The sequence below is a fragment of the Clostridium sp. genome (genome assembly GCF_029258205.1).
In the GTDB taxonomy this organism is placed as follows: Bacteria; Bacillota; Clostridia; order Clostridiales; family Clostridiaceae; genus Sarcina.
In genome coordinates this window covers 12,538-34,320 of the sequence record NZ_JARHZJ010000014.1, presented here as the reverse complement: position 1 = coordinate 34,320, position 21,783 = coordinate 12,538, and the positions used below count along the sequence as shown (strand labels likewise).

General features: G+C 27.5%; 24 protein-coding genes, 3 tRNA genes and 3 rRNA genes. 24 read left to right on the top strand and 6 right to left on the bottom strand.

Features of this window, described 5'->3' with window-relative positions:
• The 6 genes from Q1J60_RS01690 to Q1J60_RS01665 form a co-directional block, all read left to right on the top strand.
• Positions 1 to 246, top strand: a 23S ribosomal RNA gene (locus Q1J60_RS01690); the annotation flags it as partial.
• A 49-nt stretch (positions 247 to 295) separates the two neighbouring features.
• Positions 296 to 413 (top strand): 5S ribosomal RNA (gene rrf / locus Q1J60_RS01685).
• 7 nt (positions 414 to 420) lie between these two features.
• Positions 421 to 495: transfer RNA gene (locus Q1J60_RS01680), tRNA-Asn, on the top strand.
• Between the two features lie 2 nt (positions 496 to 497).
• Positions 498 to 615 (top strand): 5S ribosomal RNA (gene rrf / locus Q1J60_RS01675).
• Between the two features lie 700 nt (positions 616 to 1,315).
• Positions 1,316 to 1,391, top strand: a tRNA-Phe gene (locus Q1J60_RS01670).
• Positions 1,392 to 1,394: 3 nt separating this feature from the next.
• Positions 1,395 to 1,469 (top strand) — tRNA-Cys (locus Q1J60_RS01665).
• 194 nt (positions 1,470 to 1,663) lie between these two features.
• Here Q1J60_RS01665 and Q1J60_RS01660 read toward each other — a convergent pair.
• Complete coding sequence (locus Q1J60_RS01660) at positions 1,664 to 2,545, bottom strand: S66 peptidase family protein (protein WP_300257624.1); 882 nt, start codon at positions 2,543 to 2,545, stop codon at positions 1,664 to 1,666.
• Positions 2,546 to 2,636: 91 nt separating this feature from the next.
• Positions 2,637 to 3,581: a magnesium transporter CorA family protein gene (locus Q1J60_RS01655; protein ID WP_300257621.1), complete on the bottom strand. Its 945-nt coding sequence runs from the start codon at positions 3,579 to 3,581 to the stop codon at positions 2,637 to 2,639.
• A gap of 275 nt (positions 3,582 to 3,856) precedes the next feature.
• Here Q1J60_RS01655 and Q1J60_RS01650 point away from each other — a divergent pair, with 275 nt between their 5' ends.
• On the top strand, positions 3,857 to 4,354 hold the full coding sequence (locus tag Q1J60_RS01650) for a DUF6106 family protein (RefSeq protein WP_300257618.1): 498 nt from the start codon (positions 3,857 to 3,859) through the stop codon (positions 4,352 to 4,354).
• 27 nt (positions 4,355 to 4,381) lie between these two features.
• On the opposite strand, the gene Q1J60_RS01645 is transcribed toward Q1J60_RS01650, so the two are convergent.
• The gene (locus Q1J60_RS01645) at positions 4,382 to 5,551 is read right to left on the bottom strand and encodes a zinc-binding metallopeptidase family protein (RefSeq protein WP_300257615.1); all 1,170 of its coding nucleotides are present in this window, start codon (positions 5,549 to 5,551) and stop codon (positions 4,382 to 4,384) included.
• Between the two features lie 159 nt (positions 5,552 to 5,710).
• Between Q1J60_RS01645 and Q1J60_RS01640 the strand changes: the two genes are divergently transcribed.
• The 8 genes from Q1J60_RS01640 (at position 5,711) to fdxA (ending at position 11,008) form a co-directional block, all read left to right on the top strand.
• Complete coding sequence (locus Q1J60_RS01640; protein ID WP_300257612.1) at positions 5,711 to 5,887, top strand: sigma factor G inhibitor Gin; 177 nt, start codon at positions 5,711 to 5,713, stop codon at positions 5,885 to 5,887.
• 17 nt (positions 5,888 to 5,904) lie between these two features.
• Entirely contained in the window at positions 5,905 to 7,335 is a 1,431-nt protein-coding gene (locus Q1J60_RS01635; protein ID WP_300257609.1) for an aminotransferase class I/II-fold pyridoxal phosphate-dependent enzyme, read from the top strand.
• 231 nt (positions 7,336 to 7,566) lie between these two features.
• Positions 7,567 to 8,157 carry a guanylate kinase gene (locus Q1J60_RS01630; RefSeq protein ID WP_300257606.1) on the top strand — a complete coding sequence of 197 codons (591 nt, stop codon included), beginning with the start codon at positions 7,567 to 7,569 and terminating at the stop codon, positions 8,155 to 8,157.
• Positions 8,158 to 8,173: 16 nt separating this feature from the next.
• Positions 8,174 to 8,329: a hypothetical protein gene (locus Q1J60_RS01625; protein ID WP_300257603.1), complete on the top strand. Its 156-nt coding sequence runs from the start codon at positions 8,174 to 8,176 to the stop codon at positions 8,327 to 8,329.
• A 155-nt stretch (positions 8,330 to 8,484) separates the two neighbouring features.
• Positions 8,485 to 8,814 carry a cyclic-di-AMP receptor gene (locus Q1J60_RS01620; RefSeq protein ID WP_300257600.1) on the top strand — a complete coding sequence of 110 codons (330 nt, stop codon included), beginning with the start codon at positions 8,485 to 8,487 and terminating at the stop codon, positions 8,812 to 8,814.
• 21 nt (positions 8,815 to 8,835) lie between these two features.
• The gene (locus Q1J60_RS01615; RefSeq protein ID WP_300257597.1) at positions 8,836 to 9,759 is read left to right on the top strand and encodes a DNA polymerase III subunit delta'; all 924 of its coding nucleotides are present in this window, start codon (positions 8,836 to 8,838) and stop codon (positions 9,757 to 9,759) included.
• Positions 9,760 to 9,762: 3 nt separating this feature from the next.
• Positions 9,763 to 10,668, top strand: a complete 906-nt coding sequence (locus tag Q1J60_RS01610; RefSeq protein WP_300257594.1) for a PSP1 domain-containing protein — start codon at positions 9,763 to 9,765, stop codon at positions 10,666 to 10,668.
• A 169-nt stretch (positions 10,669 to 10,837) separates the two neighbouring features.
• Positions 10,838 to 11,008, top strand: a complete 171-nt coding sequence (gene fdxA, locus Q1J60_RS01605) for a 4Fe-4S ferredoxin (protein WP_300257591.1) — start codon at positions 10,838 to 10,840, stop codon at positions 11,006 to 11,008.
• 113 nt (positions 11,009 to 11,121) lie between these two features.
• Here the strand turns inward: fdxA and Q1J60_RS01600 are convergent, their stop codons facing one another.
• The gene (locus tag Q1J60_RS01600; protein WP_300257588.1) at positions 11,122 to 11,775 is read right to left on the bottom strand and encodes an MBL fold metallo-hydrolase; all 654 of its coding nucleotides are present in this window, start codon (positions 11,773 to 11,775) and stop codon (positions 11,122 to 11,124) included.
• 248 nt (positions 11,776 to 12,023) lie between these two features.
• On the opposite strand from Q1J60_RS01600, the gene Q1J60_RS01595 reads away from it, so the two are divergent.
• The 7 genes from Q1J60_RS01595 to Q1J60_RS01565 all read left to right on the top strand — a co-directional run bounded on the left by Q1J60_RS01595 (position 12,024) and on the right by Q1J60_RS01565 (position 19,404).
• Entirely contained in the window at positions 12,024 to 12,479 is a 456-nt protein-coding gene (locus tag Q1J60_RS01595) for a CtsR family transcriptional regulator (protein ID WP_300257585.1), read from the top strand.
• Between the two features lie 19 nt (positions 12,480 to 12,498).
• Positions 12,499 to 13,026, top strand: a complete 528-nt coding sequence (locus Q1J60_RS01590; RefSeq protein ID WP_300257582.1) for a hypothetical protein — start codon at positions 12,499 to 12,501, stop codon at positions 13,024 to 13,026.
• Positions 13,010 to 14,023 carry a protein arginine kinase gene (locus Q1J60_RS01585; RefSeq protein ID WP_300257580.1) on the top strand — a complete coding sequence of 338 codons (1,014 nt, stop codon included), beginning with the start codon at positions 13,010 to 13,012 and terminating at the stop codon, positions 14,021 to 14,023. The genes Q1J60_RS01590 and Q1J60_RS01585 overlap by 17 nt, the downstream gene beginning before the upstream one ends.
• A gap of 24 nt (positions 14,024 to 14,047) precedes the next feature.
• On the top strand, positions 14,048 to 16,492 hold the full coding sequence (locus tag Q1J60_RS01580; RefSeq protein ID WP_300257578.1) for an ATP-dependent Clp protease ATP-binding subunit: 2,445 nt from the start codon (positions 14,048 to 14,050) through the stop codon (positions 16,490 to 16,492).
• Between the two features lie 272 nt (positions 16,493 to 16,764).
• Positions 16,765 to 17,703 (top strand): thioredoxin-disulfide reductase, encoded by a 939-nt coding sequence (gene trxB, locus Q1J60_RS01575; protein WP_300257576.1) that lies wholly within the window; start codon positions 16,765 to 16,767, stop codon positions 17,701 to 17,703.
• 2 nt (positions 17,704 to 17,705) lie between these two features.
• Positions 17,706 to 17,939, top strand: coding sequence for a glutaredoxin family protein (locus Q1J60_RS01570; RefSeq protein WP_300257573.1), 234 nt, complete (start codon positions 17,706 to 17,708; stop codon positions 17,937 to 17,939).
• A 16-nt stretch (positions 17,940 to 17,955) separates the two neighbouring features.
• A complete protein-coding gene (locus Q1J60_RS01565; protein WP_300257570.1) occupies positions 17,956 to 19,404 on the top strand; it encodes an NADP-dependent glyceraldehyde-3-phosphate dehydrogenase in 1,449 nt (482 codons plus the stop codon).
• Positions 19,405 to 19,529: 125 nt separating this feature from the next.
• On the opposite strand, the gene Q1J60_RS01560 is transcribed toward Q1J60_RS01565, so the two are convergent.
• Positions 19,530 to 19,757 (bottom strand): glutaredoxin family protein, encoded by a 228-nt coding sequence (locus Q1J60_RS01560; RefSeq protein ID WP_300257567.1) that lies wholly within the window; start codon positions 19,755 to 19,757, stop codon positions 19,530 to 19,532.
• A gap of 91 nt (positions 19,758 to 19,848) precedes the next feature.
• Positions 19,849 to 20,013 (bottom strand): hypothetical protein, encoded by a 165-nt coding sequence (locus tag Q1J60_RS01555; protein ID WP_300257565.1) that lies wholly within the window; start codon positions 20,011 to 20,013, stop codon positions 19,849 to 19,851.
• Between the two features lie 198 nt (positions 20,014 to 20,211).
• Between Q1J60_RS01555 and Q1J60_RS01550 the strand changes: the two genes are divergently transcribed.
• Both Q1J60_RS01550 and nagB read left to right on the top strand, forming a co-directional pair.
• Entirely contained in the window at positions 20,212 to 20,934 is a 723-nt protein-coding gene (locus Q1J60_RS01550) for a GntR family transcriptional regulator (RefSeq protein ID WP_300257562.1), read from the top strand.
• Positions 20,931 to 21,659 carry a glucosamine-6-phosphate deaminase gene (gene nagB, locus Q1J60_RS01545; RefSeq protein WP_300257561.1) on the top strand — a complete coding sequence of 243 codons (729 nt, stop codon included), beginning with the start codon at positions 20,931 to 20,933 and terminating at the stop codon, positions 21,657 to 21,659. Before Q1J60_RS01550 ends, nagB begins: the two co-directional genes overlap by 4 nt.
• Positions 21,660 to 21,783 lie beyond the last annotated feature (124 nt).

Here is a 21,783-nt window from a genome sequence, read left to right as displayed (position 1 = left end):
AGTACGAGAGGACCGGGATGGACTGACCTCTGGTGTACCAGTTGTTCCGCCAGGAGCACAGCTGGGTAGCTAAGTCGGGAATGGATAAACGCTGAAAGCATCTAAGCGTGAAGCCAACCTCAAGATGAGATTTCCCATAGCATAAGCTAGTAAGATCCCTTGAAGAACACAAGGTTGATAGGTCGGGGGTGTAAGCATGGTAACATGTTCAGCTGACCGATACTAATAGATCGAGGGCTTGACCAAAATATAGTATTAATTATGTGCAATTTTGAAAGAATAATCTTTCTAATCATCTGGTGATGATGTTCTTTAGGGTAACACCCGTTTCCATTCCGAACACGACGGTTAAGCCTTTAGAAGCCGATGGTACTGCACGGGAGACTGTGTGGGAGAGTAGGTGGTCGCCAGGTTAAATATTCCTCGATAGCTCAATGGTGGAGCACTCGGCTGTTAACCGATAGGCTGGAGGTTCGAGTCCTCTTCGAGGAGCCAAATCTAGTGATGATGCGTTTAAGGGTAACACCCGTTTCCATTCCGAACACGACGGTTAAGCCTTTAACGGTCGATGGTACTGCACGGGAGACTGTGTGGGAGAGTAGATGGTCGCTAGGTAAGATAAAGCTTGAATTTTAATTCAAGCTTTTTTTATTTTGTAATTTTAAAATATTCACATGAAAGATTTGATTTTTAAAATTAGATTTTTCTGTGGATATTTTTGTTTTGAAAATTATCCACAGAATTTATAAAATGAAAATATAAAATATTTTTGTGGATAACTTTTGAGTTGTAATGCTTGTCCTATAGCAATAATATTTTTTGAGTTTTAGTATCTTTAATACTTTTTTATGATGTCTGTATTATTTGTAATATTATCAATCTTATAAATTCTTGTTGATAAATTCTTTCTTCTTTTGCTTGTGTATAATTTAAAAATTTTCTAATAAAAATAAGTTGAATTAAGGAACAATTTTGATTTATAAGAATATAATATAGTGTAGTTGAAATTAAAATATTGAATTATAGTTATAAATTAAATTGATAAACAGTAGATTATACTTGAAAGATAGTGAATTTATTAATTACTTTAATGAGCTAGTATTTATCATATAAAAATCATATTATTAAGTTAAATTACTAATATGATTAGAAAAAGGAGATTTTAACCACTTCATAATGTATTTTTTACTATATATTAATCTAAGAAATATATTTTTATAAAAAAATAATAAAATTTTTAATAAAATATATTGACAGATTAGATATATATGTATATAATTAATACTTGTGAAGAGCAAATGCTCTTTAGTGGTAAGGCTCGATAGCTCAGTCGGTAGAGCAGAGGACTGAAAATCCTCGTGTCGCTGGTTCGATTCCTGCTCGAGCCACCATGTGGCGCTATAGCCAAGTGGTAAGGCAGAGGTCTGCAAAACCTTTATTCCCCGGTTCAAATCCGGGTGGCGCCTCCATAAAAAACCTCAGTAAATTTACTGAGGTTTTTGCTTTGCAGAAATTTACATATACACACTAAATTTTATTCCAAACACTAAGAAAAAGTGGATTTATGTTTTATAAATCCACTTTTTTCATTAAATATTAAAAGATGCATGTATCAAAATAAGTTTTTTTATTATATTTTGATATAACTCCTTTTTAAATTTATTTAATATTTTATTATTAGTTTATCTTTAGTTGGATCAAAAAGTATGGATGATCCTATTGGTAAAGTTATATTAGGATAGTCATGACCAAAAGGAATATTATATATAATTGGTTTTTTATATGGTAATAGTATGGAAAGGATAGTATTAATTGTTTTAGGGTTATATGGTGTAAAATGGCCTATTAAGAAAGCTTTACAAGAATCTAGTTTACCTGAAAATTTTAATTGTATTAATAATCTATCTATGACATAATTCTCTTCATTTATATCTTCAATCATGAGAATTTTATTTCTAGTATTTATTTCATAAGGAGTCCCTAAAGTGCTACATATCATAGTTAGGTTTCCACCACAAAGAATACCTCTAAAAAGCTCCTTATTTTCCACATTTAAATTTTTTGTAGATATGTTAATTAAATTTCTTTCATCGGTAAGTATTGACAAGAAGCTATTTTGAGTTCTTAGATCTGAACCAATTTTTGAATTTATCATAGGGCCATGAAATGTTATTAATCCTGTCTTTTGAGATAAGTAATTTAAAAGAACTGTTAAGTCACTATAACCGCATAAAATTTTATGATTTTTTTTTATTACTCCAATATCTAAATATGGCAACATTCTTATACATCCATAACCACCTCTATAAGCTATTATTGCTTTAACTTCTTTATCTTTAAACATTTCCATTAAATCTTCAGCTCTTTCTTGATCAGAGGCAGCTAGATAATCATTTTTTTTCCTTAAATATTTTCCTTCTTTAATTTTAAATCCTAGATTTTTAAATGAAGATATATTATAGTTTATTACATCAGTGCTATCTCCACTGGCAGGGGAAACAACACCTATAGTATCACCAGTTTTTAACTTTTGAAATTTAGACATAAAACCTCCTAAAAAAATAGAGAGCATAAATTGCTCTCAATAATCTTTTAGTTAATTATATGCAAAAATATTTTTATGGTTACAGATAAATTTAAAACATATCTTTTTTATATAATATAAATGCTATTATACCACAAAGTATTACAGATAAAGTCATTATTATATGGAAACCATATGGATGGTGTAATAGTGGTAAATAGTCAAAGTTCATTCCGTATATACCAGAGATAACTGTAAGGATAGACATAAGTATTGTAACTGAAGCTAAGACTTTCATCACTATGTTTAGGTTATTAGAAATAACAGAAGCAAAGAAGTCCATTGTGCTACCTAGAATGTTACTGTAAATATCAGTCATCTCAATAGCTTGTTTATTCTCTATTATTACATCTTCTAAAACATCTTTATCTTCTTCATATTTTTGGATAACATCAAGTTTTAACATCTTTTCTAATGTGATTTCATTAGATTTTAAAGATGTTGAGAAATATACTAAGGATTTGCTTAATGAGTGCAACTGTACTAACTCTCTATTCTTCATTGATTTATGAAGACGTTTTTCTATCATAATACTTTTCTTATCTATCTGTCTTAAGTATAGAAGGTAATATGTAGAAACTCTGTTTAGAATTTGTAAAATAAATCTTGATTTTTTAAATGAGTAAAAATTACGAACTTTGTTTGAAGAGAAGTCGGTTAATACCTTACTATTTTTTAAGCATATAGTAATTAATTCATTTTTTGTATGAATTATTGCTAATGGATAGGTATCATATGTTAAGGAGTTATCCTCCATTTCTGTAAAAGGAATATCGACTATTATTAATATAAAATCTCCTTCAATTTCTATACGAGAAGTTTCTTCATCATCTAAAGGTGCTCTTAAAAATTCTAAAGGAACTCCTGTTTTTTTAGAAATAAGAAGTAACTCTTCCTGAGAAGGCGCTATTATATTAACCCAACAACCTGGTTCAAGGGAAGCAATTTTCTTTAAAGTCCCATCATTTTCACTTAAAGATTTATATATCTGAATCATTTTATCCCTCCCAAAGAATTAAGTTATATTTTGTTTCAATTATCATTAAACAAGTTATTTCAAATAAAATCAAGATAATTTTTATAATTAGCTTATATATAATAAAGAAAGTGATAGAAAAAGAGAGATACAAGCAACACAATCACTATAAGCTTTAAATATGAGCAATTAAGATTGAAATCAATAAAATTTTATACTTATATAGGTAGAATTAATTTTTAAAAGTTAGTATAATGTGATTTGTTTATTAAATATAAAAGTCGGGGGATTTTTAAATGGGCACTATGCATAAAGAAGTAGTCAAAAAAAGAAGAGATGTAGCTATTGTAATTAGTATAGTTTTTATGAGTATAGCTATAAGTTTATCTAATTTTTTTAGTAGTTTTAAATTTGAGTTTTTTAATGCAGCGACAATAACAGATCCAATATTTCTAGTTTTAACATTAGTTATATTTTTTAGAGAGTATAGAAAATGTAAGACAAGTTACAAATATTCCATAGTAGCTAATCAATTAATGATTCATAAGGTAAAAGCTAATAAACAATCAACTTTAGAAAACATAAAGTTAAATAATATTGTGTATTTAGGTAAAGATTATTCTAAAGAATCAAAGGAGTTTAAAACTTCTTCTTGCAAGAAATATGTGTGTAGTTTATTAGATAGAACAGATCATTATTGTTGTATATATAAAAATGGTGATAGATATAATAAATTTTATTTTAAACCAAGTAAAATACTTGTTGATAAATTAGAAAAGAACTTAGTTATCTAAGAAAAAGAGAGTCTTAAGACTCTCTTTTTAATATAAATTTTCTTTAGACATATTGAAGGTTTCTTTAACCTCTGAAAGTAGAAAATTACTTTCTATGAGATCTAAGGCTGTTGAAATAAGAGCATAAGAAGCTTTAAGTGATTGTTCTTGAGCAAATGATGATATTGTTGCATCTGCAAATTCTTTAGTTCCATAATCAATATTTACATTATCAACTATGTTTATATAAGGATGAATACAAGGAACCTTATGACTTACAGTTCCTAATGAAAGACCAGCATCTATATCTCTTGGTTTTCCTATGTTTATTATTCCGTTTTCTTTTAAATTATGACTATATAGTCTATTTAATGTTTGATTAGATAAGAGTTCTTCATTAGGTGGTTCATAAAGTTCAACACAACTTTCTAAGTTCATTGTGTCAGAAATACAAGTAACAATGTTTCTTATCTTATTTTCTATACATTTTGCAGTTTTTGTACTTTCTGATCTTATATATAGTTTTCCTTCTGATTTAGTAGGCCTTAGAAGAGGAGTAACACCGCCTTGAGATAAAATAGTGTGTATATTAGCTTTCTTACTGAATCCTTTAGACAAAGAGTTTATAACATTGAAAGTTAACATAGTACCATCTAATGAAGTGAAACTATCAAAATCTAAAAAGCTTAATCCGTCATTTCCTTTAAAAGTTACTTTTAGTGGTATAATTGCCTTTGAAGTACCACTTTCAGAGGTTACTATATCTGGGTGAACTGTTAGTACCACATCTATATCATCAAAAATACCTTGTCTAACAAAAGTAGACTTAGTTCCACCTAAATACTCTCCAGGACATCCTATTAATATTACTGTTCCACAAGACTTCTCAATTACCTTGCTTAAGCCTAAGGCGCTTGTAACTGATATAGTAGTAAGAAGATTATGACCTGTTATATGTCCTCCTTTAGATTTAATAGCATCATATTCGCATAAAAAGCATATTTTAGGGTATCCATTTCCTTTTTTAGCATAGAAAGCAGTATCTAAATCTAAAAAATTTTCTATTACTTCAAAATCTCTATCTCTTAGGAAATTACATATATATTTGCAAGCATCATATTCTTTATAACTTTCTTCAGGATTATCATGCAGAAATTTACAAAGATTAAATAGAGCTTCTTTTTCTGTAGATAAATAAGAAATAACTTCCTGTCTCATTGAAAAAACCTCCTAAATATTTATAGGATTAGTTTGTGCTACAATAGAAAAATTATTAATTTTTTATTTACTTAAATATTTTTCCTTACTATATTATGTATAGAAAAATATTATGTGGTAAAAATTATAGGAAAAAAGTGAATTTAAGGAGTGTTATCTATGAATAAGTCAATTTGTATAATTTGTGGAAAAGAAGGTCATGGTATAATGATAAGAGGAAAATTAATATGCACAGAATGTGAGAAAAAAGCTATAAGTTGTGATGTTAATAGTGAATTTTATGAGTTTTATAAAAATAGATTAAAAGAAGAAGTTTATAAGAAAAAATTAGGATAACAAAGGAGTGGATAACTTTGAAAAATATTCCTATAATTAATGGGATATCAATGTACTTAAGAGAAGAAGTAGTACCTTTTTCAATGCCAGGTCATAAGATGGCACGAGGTTTTAAAGGATTTGAAGAAATACTTTTACGAGGTGATTTAACTGAAGTTGAGGGATTAGATAACTTACAACATCCAGAAGGAATAATTAAAGAAGCTGAGGATAAACTTTCTAATTTATATGAAAGTAAAAAAAGTTATTTTTTAGTTAATGGAAGCACTTGTGGAAATTTAATAATGATATTTTCTTTATTTAAAGAAGGAGATAAAGTTTTAGTAGAAAGAAATTGTCACAAAAGTATAATGAATGGAATAATAATGAGAAAGTTAAAGCCAGTTTTTATAAACAATATATTCCATTCAAAATTAAAGGCGCCAGTAGGAATTAATTTAAATCATTTAAAAGAGCAAATAAGTTTAAATGGAGATTTAAAAGGAATAATATTAACTTATCCTAATTACTATGGTATAGGAGTTAATATAGACGAAACTATAAAAATAGCAAGAGAAGCAAATTTAAAAGTTGCAATAGATTCAGCTCATGGAGCACATTTTGGATTTAACAAGTTATTGCCTAAAAGTGTACAAGAATTAAATGCTGATATAGTTATAATGAGTGCTCATAAAACTTTACCAAGCTTAACACAGACTGCTTGGATGCATGTTAATGATGAAGATTTTATTGATAAAACAGAATTTTATAAAAATATCTTTATGAGTACTAGCCCTTCATATATGTTTATGATGAGTTTAGATTATGCAAGAAATTTTTTAGAAGAGCATGGTGAAGAGGCGTATAATAACTTATTTAAAATTATAGATGATTTTAAAAATGATATTAAAGAGTTATCATATTTTAAAATATTAGATAAAGAATTTTTAATTAATGGGTTAGAAAAAAATATTAAGATAAATGACATTAAGATAGATAATAGTAGAATAGTAATAAATTTAAATGAAAATTTAAATGGTAATAAACTATTAGATTATTTAAGAAGTGAAAATATACAATGTGAAATGAGTGATAATAAAAATGTTGTTTTAATACCGTCACCATTTAATACTGAAGAAGATTTTAAAATTTTAAAAAATGCTTTAAAATCTTGTGACATAAATTGTCTTAAAGATGAAGAAGTAGATTTTTATTTAACAGATTTACCAGAGAAAAAATTAGAACCTTTTGAAGTTTTGGATTTAGAATATGAAAGAATTAATATAAATGATGCTCTAGGTAAAATAGTAGCAGAAAATATAGTTCCATATCCACCAGGAGTACCTATGCTTATAATGGGTGAAGTAATAGGAGAAAGACATATTAAATTGCTTAATGAGTATATAAAAAATAAAGTAAATTTAATAGGAGTAAATGATAAAAAGGTTAAGGTAATAAAGAATAAGTAAATATTTAAAGAATATATTAATTAGGTTGTATCGAAGTTAGTAGTGATAATTATTTTTTATTTATAAAATTTTGGTACAACCTCTTTAATTTTTAAATAAACGATTAGAATATTATTTGATATAATAATCTTTGTATTAAAATCATTACATAAGACTTTTTATAAAGTTTTATAGAGTTTATTTAATATATTTTTTTAAGAGAAAAACGTGTTTATATAGATTGGAGTAGTTATGGGTAAAATATTTTGCATAATAGGAAAAAGTGGTTCTGGTAAGGATACTATTTTAAAAGGGATAAATAAGGTTAAAGATTTAAATTTAAAAACTATAGTTACATATACAACTAGACCTAAAAGAAATAATGAAATAGATGGAGTGGAATATTTTTTTATAGATAAGGAAAAGTTAGATGATTTTAATAGAGAAGGTAAGATAATAGAATGTAGAGTTTATGATACTGTTCACGGAAAATGGTATTATTTAACTGTAGATGATGGACAAATAGACTTAGAAAAAGATAATTATATAGTTATTGTGACTTTAGAGGCTTATTCTGAGTTTAGAAAATATTTTGGAGATGATAAATTAGTACCACTTTACATAGAATTAGATGATGGCTTTAGACTTGAAAGAGCATTAAAAAGAGAGAGAGAACAAAAAAGTCCTAATTACAATGAGATGTGCAGAAGATTTTTAGCAGATAATGAAGATTTTAGCGAAGATAAATTACTTAATAATAATATAATTAAGAAATATAATAATTATAATTTAGAACAGTGTATAAGTGAAATATGTTGTGTAATAAGAAAAGCTTCTAAATAATCTGGAGGAAAACAATATGAAAAATGCATTAAAGTTAACTTTTATTGGATTTCTAATAATATTAGTAGGAATATACTTAGCTGTTTCTGACATAGATACATATGGAGTAAATAAAGTTTTTACTATAGTAGGAGTTATTTTAGCTGGTTTTGGTATAAAGAGCATAAAATAAATCAACTATGAAAAATATTAATTTAAAATAAAAAGTAAATTATATAACTTATAAAATTAAAGTAGTAAGAAGGTTTGGTTAAGGGCTTTAAATAATGATATAATTATTTAAAACATAAATTTGAATTTATGGTAGAGAGGTAAGGAGGACGTGTTATGAAATTAGTAATATCTATAGTTCAGGATGATGATGCTTTAGATTTAGTTGATGCGTTAAATGAGAAGGGTTATAGTGTAACTAAATTAGCCACAACAGGTGGATTTTTAAAATCAGGAAATACTACACTTTTAGCTGGGGTTCAAAAAGAAAAAGTTGATGATGTTATAAGTATAATAAAAAATATATGTGAAACAAGAAAGGGTGTTGTAAGTTCAACTGCAAGTGTTTCAGAGCCAGGTGGAGTATATATACCATATCCTATGGAAGTGCAGGTTGGAGGAGCTACAATATTTGTTGTTGACGTAGATAAATTTATAAAGATTTAAAATAGAAAGGAAAGTGCATAAATGATAGGTCACAATAAAGTTATAGATAGATTTAATAAAAGTGTAAGTAAAAATGCGCTTTCTCATGCTCATTTAATTATTGGTGATGATGGAATAGGGAAAAGTCTTTTAGCAGATGAATTTGCTTATAAGATTTTAGGAATACCATCACAGAGAGAACATGTAGACATTGTTCATTATAAATCTGAAAAGACATCTTTTGGTGTTGATTTAGTAAGAAATATTATAGCTGAAGCAAATAAAAAACCTTATGAATGTGATAGAAAGGTTATAATAATTCATAACGGAGAAAAACTTACGGTTGCAGCACAGAATGCTTTATTAAAGACAATAGAAGAACCTCTTGCAGGTATTTTTATAATAATTTTAAGTAGTAATATTGATTCTATATTAGAAACTATAAGATCTAGATGCCAAATACATAGGTTAGCACCTCTTAGTAAAGAGGAAATTAATTTATATATATCTAAAAAGTATAATGAAATAGACAATGAATTAAATAGAACTCTTATATCTTTTAGTGAAGGTATTCCGGGAAGAGTTGATAAATTCATGAATGATGATATTTTTAAGAAGATAAGAAATACAGTTATAGAGATGTTAAAAGATATTGGGCATGGAAAAATAGAAGTTCCTATAAAATATTCTGATAAATTTTATAGTATGAAGGGTAATGAAGAGGAAATTTTAGAAACCATAACTATTTTTGCAAGAGATTCGATTATATTTAAGGAAATAGAAAATAACTTATCCATAATAAATGGAGATAAAATAGATGATATTAGAGAAATAGCTAGTAATTTATCCTACAATAAATTAAATAGGATAATAAAAGTAGCTAATAATGCCAGAAATAATTTAAAAAGTAATACTAATTTGTGGCTAACTTTAGATAGTATGCTAATTAGTATATTGGAGGAATAAAAAATGATAGAAGTAATAGGAGTCAGATTTAAAAAAGCTGGTAAAATATATTACTTTGGTCCTAATGATATAGATATAAAAAAGGGGCAAAACGTAATTGTTGAAACTGCTAGAGGTATAGAATTTGGAGAATGTGTAATTGGTATAAGAAAAATTAGTGAAGAGGATGTCGTTGCACCATTAAAATCTGTACTAAGATTAGCTACAGAAGAAGATATAAATAAGCATAAGGAGAATAAAGCTAAAGAGTTAGAGGCTTTTGAAATATGCTTAAAGAAGATAGAAGAACATAATTTAATAATGAAACTAATAGATGTAGAGTATACATTTGATAATAATAAGGTTATATTTTACTTTACTGCAGAGGGTAGAGTTGACTTTAGAGAATTAGTAAAAGATTTAGCAACTATATTTAAAACTAGAATAGAGCTTAGACAAATAGGGGTTAGAGATGAGGCGAAAATGATAGGTGGACTTGGACCATGTGGAAGACCTCTTTGTTGCTCTACATTCTTGGGAGACTTTGCTTCAGTTTCGATAAAGATGGCTAAAGAACAAAGTTTATCACTAAATCCAACTAAGATATCAGGGATATGTGGAAGGCTTATGTGTTGTTTAAATTATGAACAAAGCACATATGAAGAAATAAGAAAAGAACTTCCTAGAGTTGGATCTATAGTTGAGACTGAACTTGGAAAAGGTGAAGTAGTAGGTAATAACGTATTAAAGGAATTAGTAAGGGTTAAATTACCAAGAAAAAATGAAGAAATTATACAAGATTTCAAAATGTATGATGTAAAATTAGTCTCTGGTAGTTATGAAGGTGAAATTGAGGATACAAATATCAGATTAGAAATTACTGATGAATCTGATAAAGCATTAATTAAAAATCTAATAAAAGATAACTAAAAAATAAAATTTTAATACGGTATAGGGGTATTCTTTAGCATAGTAATTATAATTTTACTAGAATAAGTTAAATATGCTTAAAATAGATATTAAATACTTTAAAAATTAGAGGAAATATGATAATATAAATATGGTATTTTTATACCAACATTTTAGGAGGTGTTTTATTATGGCATACAAAATATTAGACACATGTGTAAGCTGTGGAGCATGCGCTGCTGAGTGTCCTGTAGATGCAATATCACAAGGAGATACTCAATTCGTTATAGATGCAGATACTTGTATCGAATGCGGAAACTGCGCTAATGTTTGTCCAGTAGGTGCACCAGTTCAAGAATAATATTATTAAAGATCATCTTAGGATGATCTTTTTTTTTTGTATCTTTACGCTGCTTTTTTTATTTTAAAGTAAATTTAGGAGTTGGTTTAGAAAATATATTTGTATATAGTATTTTATATCATATCTTCAGAAATTAGTTCTAATATTTTTATTGTAGTATTTTCAGGGAGTGACTCAGAATTTACTGATAGAACCTTATCGTGAGTTATTTTATAACCTTTCATTTCCATTAGAAATTTATCTACAGTATTTAAATAAAAGCTTAATTTGGCAGTTTTATAATGCATTGGGATAATATAACGAGGATTTATATCTATGATTACCTTTTTTAGTTTTTCTACAGAAATAGTTAAATGTTCTCCTACTGGAACAAATAATATATCTATATGACCTAGTTGATTTATAACTTTAGAAGAAAGTATATGCCCTAAATCTCCTAAATGACAAAGTGTTATGTCGTCACAATAAATTTTAAATATGAAGTTTTTATCACGTTTTAATCCAAAGCAATCATCATGAAAAGATTGATATGATTTAACTTTACAAAAGGTATTTTTGTAATCAACTAAGTCAGTTAAGACCTTTGATTGACTACTAATGTATTTTGTACAATTATGATCAAAGTGCATATGGCTTATAGTAACTAAATCCACATCACCCTTATAGGGAATATAACCTATATCTATATCAAATGGATCCATTAATATACGTTTCCCAATATTAGTTTTTATTAAAAAGCAAGAATGACCTAACCAATAAATATTCATTAAAAAGCCTCCTATAAAAATTATTTATATTATTGACACATATAATATAAATAAACATAAAATGTAAGAAAAATTTAATTTTAAATAAATTTATTTTAAATAAATTTATTTTAATTAAAATTATTTAAATAAATTTAAAGAAAAAATAATATATTAATAGATGTATTACATTGATTAAGTGGGTCAAATGTATTAATATATATTGTGTATTAAGGTCAGTAAAGGTCAAAGTTTGAGGAGTGATATATATGGCTAAATTATCAGATTCAATAGAATATTTTATAAAGGATTTATTAGATAAAACAGAAGATAACAATTTAATAATAAGAAGAAATGAGTTAGCTGATAAGTTTAAGTGTGCACCATCACAGATAAATTATGTTTTAACAACTAGATTTACTTATGAAAAAGGGTATTTGATTGAAAGTAGAAGAGGTGGTGGTGGATACATTGTAATAAAAAAAGTAATTCATGAAGTTCATGCTGATAGAAGAGATTTAATTTATGATGAGATAGGGACAGGTATTACATACCATAATGCAGTTGCTATTATAGATAATTTACTTGAACATAATATTATAGATGAGAAAGTAGCAAATATTACTAAAATTGCGATAAATGATAGAACCCTTCAGAGTTCTAAGAATATAAATAAAACAAGGGCAGATATTTTTAAGGCTTTGCTTATGGTATTACTTAAGTAATTTATGGGAGTTGAGAAATTTGCTTTGTGAGAGATGTAATAAAAATAGTGCAACAATACAATTATTAAAAAGTATTAATGGTAAGAAAGAAAGTTTAATGCTTTGCGATAAATGTGTAATTGAGATAATGAGCTTTGCATTAGAAAATGATGATATAAGTTTAGAAGATTTTTTAATAGATTTAAATACTTATATAGATTTTATTGAAGAAATAGCTAAGGATAAAGAATTAGTTTGTAGTAATTGTGGAACAAGATTTGTTGATTTTGAAGATGATAATTTACTAGGGTGTGAAAAATGCTATGAAGTATTTAAAAATAGAGTAGGATTTTTATTAAATTCACAAGAATCAAACATAAAGCATAAAGGAAAACAACCTAAAACAATAAAAAAAGATTTAAAAAAATTAGAAATATTAAATTTACAAGAAAAATTTAAGATTAATATACTTAAAGAGGAATATGAAGAAGCTATTATTACTAGGAAAAAAATACATGATTTAAAAGAAATTATAAGGGAGGATAGTAATAGTGGTTCAGTGGATTAGCCCTCAGAATAATAGTATAGTGATTGCATCAAAAGTTAAAATCTTAAGAAACATAAAAGGAATTAAATTCACTAAATTATTAAATAAAGATGAATTTAATAATCTTTCAAGTTTGGTTTTAGAATACTTGAAAGATATTGATATTTTGAATAAATGTTATGTAGTTAGATTAAAAGACCATGAAGAAAAAATGGTAGATTATTATAAAGAAAATTTTGGCTTAATAAAAGAATTTAAAAATAAGGATAATGTTATTTTAGTAATGAATAAAAATGGAGAATTTAAGATATTACTGAATGAAGAAGAGCATATTGGGATAGAATGTATAAATAGTGGATTAAGTTTAAGAGAGGTGTATTCTAAGATAGATAAATTAGATGACTTAATTGAAGAAAAAATAAACTATTCCTTTGATTCTGATTTAGGATACTTAACATCAAATATAAAAAATTTAGGAACAACTTTAAGAGCAAAAGTATTTATACACTTACCACTTTTAAGTTCAAAAAAATTAATAAGAATAATAAAAAATAATTTAAAGGAAGAAGGAATTGATCTAAAGAGTATATATAATTTAGGAAACAAAGATATTGGGAATATCTATGAATTATCTAATATGCAGACTTTAGGAATGTCGGAAAAAGATATTTTAGATTCTCTTATATCTATTACTAATAAATTAATTTTAAGAGAGAAAAACCAAAGAGATAATCTTTCAGAGTATGAGTATATTGAATTAAAAGATACTATTTTAAGATCTTTAGGAATTTTAAGAAGTACCTATTCTATAGATAATGATGAAGCTTTAAAATATTTATCTTATGTGCGATTGGGAGTTGAGTTAGGCGTTATAGAAGATGTTAATTTGAAATCAGTAAATTCTGCTATGATTGAAATTCAACCTGTTATTATAAATAACTCATCAAGTAAAAAGACAGATACAAAAAGTTTAAAAATAGAAAGAGCCAAAATTATTAGAAATGCTTTAAACACATAATTATAGGGTATTGGGAGGTAAAAGATGCGTCTTGATAATTTTAATGAAAATTCCAAAATAGTAATCAATAAGGGAAAAGAAAGTTCTTTAATGCTAAAACATGGCTATATGGGAACAGAGCATTTATTAATAGGATTAATTAATGAAAATGGACAATGTTCTAAAATTTTGGAAGAGAGCAATGTAACTGAAGAAAAGGTGCTTAGTTTTATTAAGCTATATGTTGGAATTGGAGAGGTAAATTATAGTTTAGATGAGGTGCCTTTTACACCTAGATGCAAAAAGATTTTAGAGAAAAGTGTTGAAATTGCTAAGGAATCTGGTCATAGTATTTCAAGACCAGAGCACATATTATCAGCATTAATAAAAGAAAAAGAAGGTGTAGCTAATTTAATTTTAACTAAAATAGTAAAAAATGATATAAAAAATATAAGTGATAAGTTAAATAACATACTAGGTAGAATTCCAAGTAAGGAAAGTAGGAATATTAAAGAAAAAGATAAACAAAAAAGAAAAGATACGCCCACATTAAATCTTTATGGTATAAATTTAATAGAAAAGGCAGATAAAAATAAACTTGATCCTGTAATAGGAAGAAAAGATGAGACTCAAAGACTTCTAGAAATACTTTGTAGAAGAATGAAAAACAATCCTTGTTTAATAGGAGAACCTGGAGTAGGAAAAACCGCTGTTGTGGAAGGGTTAGCACAAAGGATCTTATTAGGTGAAGTACCAGATATTATTAAAGATAAAAGAATATTTACCTTAGATGTTACTTCTATGCTAGCTGGAGCTAAATATAGGGGAGAATTTGAGGAAAGACTTAAAAAGGTTCTAAATGAGGTAAAAGATTCAGATGATATAATACTCTTTATAGATGAAATTCATAATATTGTTGGTGCTGGTGGAGCAGAAGGTGCTATAGATGCATCAAATATATTGAAACCTGCTTTAGCAAGGGGTGAAATACAATGCATAGGTGCTACAACAACTGATGAATATAGAAAAAATATAGAAAAGGATTCTGCTTTTGAGAGAAGATTTCAACCAGTGGTTGTAAAAGAACCTAATAAAGAAGATTGTGTGCAAATACTAAAGGGATTAAGAGAAAAGTATGAAGTACATCATAATGTAAAATTAACAGATGAAGCTATAGAGGCGGCTGTTAATTTATCAAGCAGATATATAACAGATAGATTTCTACCTGATAAGGCAATAGATTTAATAGATGAGGCTGCGGCAAAAGTAAGAATAGAAAGTATGATTGTTCAGCCTAGACTTTTTAAACAGGAAGAATTAATAGCTAACCTGAAAGTTGAAAAAGAAGAAGCTATAAAATTACAGGATTTTGAATTAGCTGCAAAGTTAAGAGATGAAGAATTAATTTTAAAGGAAGAACTTGAGAGAGATAAAGAACTTTGGAGAGAAGAAAATTATAATAAAATCTACGAAGTTAATAAAGAACATATTGCAAAGGTTGTTTCAAAGTGGACTCAGATACCAGTAGAAAGGCTTACAGAGAAAGAATCAAGTAGGCTACTTAAGCTAGAAGAAAAGCTTAGTAAAAGAGTTATAGGACAATTAGAAGCAATAAGAACAATATCTAAGGCTGTAAGGAGATCGAGGGTAGGTCTTAAAGATCCTAAGAGACCTATTGGATCCTTTGCTTTTTTAGGACCTACTGGGGTAGGAAAAACAGAGCTTTGCAAGGCTTTAGCAGAAGCTATGTTTGGTGACGAGAATAAATTTATTAGGCTTGATATGTCTGAATATATGGAAAAGCATGGTGTATCTAGACTTATTGGAGCTCCACCAGGATATGTAGGATATGAAGAGGGGGGGCAGCTTACAGAAAAGGTAAGAAGAAATCCTTATTCAGTGATACTTTTTGATGAAATAGAGAAAGCACATCCAGATATATTTAATGTTCTTCTTCAAATATTAGAAGATGGTGTTCTTACAGATGGAAAAGGTAAAACTGTAGATTTTAAGAATACAATAATAATAATGACATCAAATATTGGTGCAGATAAATTAGATAAGAAAAATGCAGTTGGATTTAGTGCTAAAGAGGATAAGGAAAGAGATTATGATAAAATGAAAGGAATTATGATAGAAGAGCTTAAACAGAATTTCAAACCAGAATTTGTAAATAGATTAGATGACATAGTTGTGTTTCATAGTCTAGAAAAAGATCATCTTTTAAAAATCGTTGATCTTATGATATGTTCCTTAAAAGAAAGATTAAATGATTTACAACTTTCTTTGAACTTTTCTCAAGAGTGTAAAGAATTTTTAGTTAAAAAGGGAACTGAATTAAAATATGGAGCACGTCCACTTAGAAGAGTTATAACTAAATATATTGAAGATAGTTTAAGCGAAGAACTTTTAAGTGGGAATATATTAAGAGGATCACAGGTAGATGTTTTCTTAGAAGATGATGTTGTAAAATTCAAAAAAACTGTTTGATTATAAGATTAAATAAGGTTATATATGGTTAAATATATATGACCTTATTTTTTTTATTAAGTGTTTATCTATTGTATCTTAAATTTCATAATATAATAGAGTTTTTTGTTAGAATAAAAAATAAAACAAATAAAAAATAATTAATAATAATTATTATTGAAAAATTTTTTTACAAGGAGTATAATTAATAAAAAAGGTACCCTGAGGGGGTACATGGAATAATATATCATATAATACAAATAATAAATTTAACCTCAGTAAGGAGTGTTAGTATGGATAAAGAAATAAAAGAAATAGATTTAATCATAATTGGAGCTGGGCCAGCAGGATTAACATCTGCAATATATGCTTCAAGAGCAAAATTAAGTACTTTAGTTCTAGAAGATAATTTAGTTGGAGGGCAAGTAAGATCAACTTATACAGTTGAAAATTATCCTGGATTTACAGAAATAACAGGGAATGAACTTGCTGATAGAATTCAAGCCCAGGCAGAAGCTTGTGGAGCTATAATAGATGAGTTTGATTTTATAGAAAATGTTTCATTAAAAGATGATGAAAAAATCATAGAGACTGGAGATTATATATATAAGCCTAAGGCTGTAATAATAGCTACAGGAGCTACACCTAAAAAATTACCAATTCCAAGTGAAAGTAAATATTTAGGTAAGGGTATACATTACTGCGCAGTATGTGATGGTGCAGTTTATCAAGATGAGGTAGTTGCAGTTGTAGGTGGAGGAAATGCTGCTTTAGAAGAGGCTTTATATCTATCTAATATAGTTAAAAAAGTAATAGTTATAAGAAGATATGATTATTTCCGTGCAGAAGCTAAGACATTAGAGGCTGCGAGTAATAAGGAAAATATTGAAATAATGTATAACTGGGATTTAGTTGATGTTCTAGGTGGTGAGTTTGTTGAAGCTGCAAGAATAAAAAATACTAAAACTGGAGAAGAAAAAGAAATTTCTATAAATGGAGTCTTTGGATATATAGGAACAGAACCTAAGACATCTATGTTTAGAGAATATATAAATATTAAAGAGAATGGTTATATAGAAGGCGATGAAAACATGAGAACTAATGTTGAGGGGGTTTATGTAGCTGGAGATGTTAGAGAAAAAATGTTTAGACAAATAACTACTGCTGTTTCAGATGGGACTATAGCAGCATTACATGCAGAAAAATATATTTCAGAAATAAAGGAGAGATAATTATGGTAAAAGTATACTCAGTTGAATGGTGTGGACCATGTAATAAATTAAAAAAGTATTTAGAAAAATTAGGTGTTCAATATGAAACAATAACAGTTGCAGATGGTAAGGAAGATAGAAATGAAGTTTTAGAAGTTTCAGGACAAAGATCAGTTCCAGTAGCTGTTATAGGAGAAGATGTTATAGTTGGTTTTGATAAGCAGAAAATTGATGCTGCAATAGAAAAAATAAGATAGTAGAAGGTGATTCTTAATGAGTACTAAAGAAAATATTTTTTATAACTTTATGGGTGGCCATTTCTATGAAAATAAATCAGATAAATTAATAGATATAAAATCACCTTTAGATGGTAGTTTAGTTGGAAGAATACAAAGTCTTTCTAAAGAAGATGTAGATATAATTATTGATAATGCAGAAGAAGCACAAAAAGCATGGAATGAAGTTCCTTTAAATGAAAGAGCACATGTGCTTTATAAAACTGCAGACTTATTAGAAGAGCATAAAGAGGAATTAGCAAACATAATGATAAGAGAGGTTGCTAAGGACAAAAAGAGTGCTTTATCAGAAGTTAGTAGAACAGCTGACTATATAAGATTTACAGCTGATGCTGCAAAGAGCATGGATGGAGAAAGTATACCTTCAGATAACTTCCCAGGATTTAATAGAAGCAAAATATCTGTGGTAACAAGAGAACCTTTAGGGGTTGTATTAGCAATATCCCCTTTTAACTATCCAGTAAATTTATCAGCATCAAAAATAGCACCTGCTATAGTAGCTGGAAATAGTGTTGTTCTTAAACCTGCTACTCAAGGAAGTTTATCAGCCTTATTCTTAGCTAAAATATTCCATGATGCTGGTCTTCCAGGTGGAGTTTTAAATACTATTACTGGAAGAGGAAGTGAAATAGGAGACTATTGTGTAACTCATAATAAAATAGACTTTATAAACTTCACTGGAAGTACAGAAGTAGGAAGAAGAATTTCAGAAATAACAGTTATGAAGCCACTTCTTATGGAATTAGGTGGTAAAGATGCTGCTATAGTTTTAGAGGATGCAGATTTAGATTTAACTGTTAACAATATAATTGCTGGTGGATATTCTTACTCAGGACAAAGATGTACTGCAGTAAAAAGAATATTAGTAATGAATTCAGTTGCAGATAAATTAGTAGAAAAATTAAAAGAAAAAATAGGAAATTTAAAAATGGGAAATCCATTAGAGGTCGAGGATGTAACAATAGTTCCGCTTATAGATAATAAAGCTGCTGATTTTGTTATGGAACTTATTGATGAGGCAAAAGAAAAAGGTGCTACCTTAGTTTGTGGAGGACACAGAGAAGGTAACTTAATAGAAGCCACTTTATTTGATAATGTTACTACAGAGATGAGATTAGCATGGGAAGAGCCTTTTGGTCCAGTTTTACCTATCATAAGAGTAAATGATAAGGAGGAAGCTATAAAAATAGCTAATGCATCTAAATATGGATTACAATCATCAGTATTTACTAAAGATATAAATGAAGCATTTTATATAGCTAATAAATTAGAAGTTGGTACTGTTCATGTTAATAACAAGACTGAAAGAGGACCAGATCACTTCCCATTCTTAGGAGTAAAATCTTCTGGTATGGGAACTCAAGGTATAAGATATTCTATAGAAGCAATGTCTAGACCTAAAGCAACAGTAATTACAATAAGATAATAGCTTTAGAACTATTATTTATTTCAATCTATACCTAAAAGGCTACAAGTAAATTTTCTATTTGTAGTCTTTTTTATTGCAAAAAAATAGAGAGATGTAAAAAACATCTCTCTATTTTTATGTTCCTATTCATTTAAAGCTTTATCTATAGCATTTTTATCGAAACCAACTATAATAGTTCCATTTATATCTAAAACAGGAACACCCATTTGTTTACTCTTTTTAAGCATATCTTCTCTAGCAACCATATCTGTTTGTACGTTTAAATCTTCAAATTCAATATTTTTTGATTTAAGATATTGTTTTGCTTTAACGCACCATGGACAAGAGTTTGTTGAATAAACCTTTACCATATTATCATCTCCTATGCCAATTAATTTTATATATATTTATTTTAAGTATTAAAAGTGTATAAAATATGTGATTTAAATCAATAAAAAATAATTATTTAATTTGACCGTCATTTAAATGATCATTAAAGATTAAATTATGCATTGTATCTTCATTATTATTGTTAAAGGAAGATAGACTAGTTAGGACGGTATTAGAAGAATGCAATGGGTTTTCATAAACCATAGAGTTATTACTAAATTTATTCTTTAAGTTCAATGGAATCCCTCCTAATTTTTATTTATAGTATTTGATAAAATTTCAATATATATTCATTAGCACTGATAAAAGTGGAAAATATTTAATGATAAATGATAAAATATAACATAGACTAAATATGAAATTATTATAAAAAAATGTATAGTGGTCTAGACAAGTTGAGGCCAGTTGAGTATAATTTAATTAGGAGGAGAAATCATGATAGATAAAAATAGTCCTATACCTGTGTATTACCAATTAAAAGAGATGATAAAAGAAAAGATAGCAGATGGAACTTGGCAAGTAGGACAGTGTATAGCAAGTGAAAGAGAGTTAACAGAGACTTATGGAGTAAGTAGGATGACTGTCAGACAGGCTTTAGGAGAACTAGTACAAGAAGGGCTTCTTGTTAGAGAAAAAGGAAAAGGAACCTTCGTATGTGAACCTAAAGTAAAGCAAGAAGATATGATGAGTTTCTCAGAAATTATTAAAAAAGCAGGAAGAAGTTTAATAACTAAAGTTATAGATTTTGAAGTTATTAATACACCTGATGAATTAGTAGATACTTTTGATGTGGAAAAAATATATAAAATAAATAGATTAAGATTAGTTGATGGTGAAGCTGTTGCTAATGAGGTTGTTTATATTCCTTGTGAATATTGTGGCTTTGTAACTAGAAATGATTTAGAGAGATCATTATTTAAGTTATTAGAAGAAAATGGACATATTATAGAAAGTACAGAATCAGCTTTAATAGCCTTAATAATGGATGATGAGTTAAAAGCTTTATTTAATGTTGATAAACAAGTACCTCTTTTAAAAAGTCATAATACAGCTTTAAATTCAGATGGTGAAATAATTTACGTTGAAGATGCAATTTATAGATCAGATAAATATATATTAGAAATTAATATTTCTAAAAGAGAGGGGAAATTAAAATGAGATTAATCGTTACTAAGAATTATGAGGAAATGAGTAAGGTTTCAGCTAAAGAAATGGCTGAAGATATAAAAAGAAATCCTGAAATTGTTTTAGGATTAGCTACTGGTGGAACTCCAGTAGGAATGTATAAAGAGCTTATTAGAATGTACAATGAAGGAGAGTTAGATTTCTCAAAAGTTAAAAGTATAAATTTAGATGAATATGTTGGTTTATCAGGAGATCATAATCAAAGTTATAGATATTTTATGAATACAAATTTATTTAATCACATAAATATAGATAAAAATAATACATTCGTACCTAATGGATTAGCAGAAAATATTGGAGAAGAGTGCAGGGTATATGATGAGAGAATTCAAAATATGGGAGGAATTGACCTTCAATTATTAGGATTAGGTGCAAATGGACACATAGGATTTAATGAACCAGGAGAAGAGCTAAGTGTGGGAACTCATTTAACTGACCTTAAAGAATCAACTATAGAAGCAAATGCGAGATTCTTTGATTCAATTGATTATGTACCAAGAAAAGCTATAACTATGGGGCTTGGTGGAATAATGAAGGCTAAAAAAATAATGGTTATAGCAAGTGGAGAAGGAAAAGCTGAAGTTGTAGAGGCCATTATGAGTGGAAAAATAACAACTGAAATTCCAGCTACTATGTTACAAATGCATAGAGATGTAGTATTAATAGTTGATGAAGATGCAGCTAAATTATTAAAATAGTTATTACTATCCTAGATTAATATATAAAAAGACTGTTTGTAGATAAAAAGCGTTATTTAAATGCTTGAATTTACAAACGGTTTTTTTTATTATTATTTTAACAATTATTATTAAATATTTTAAA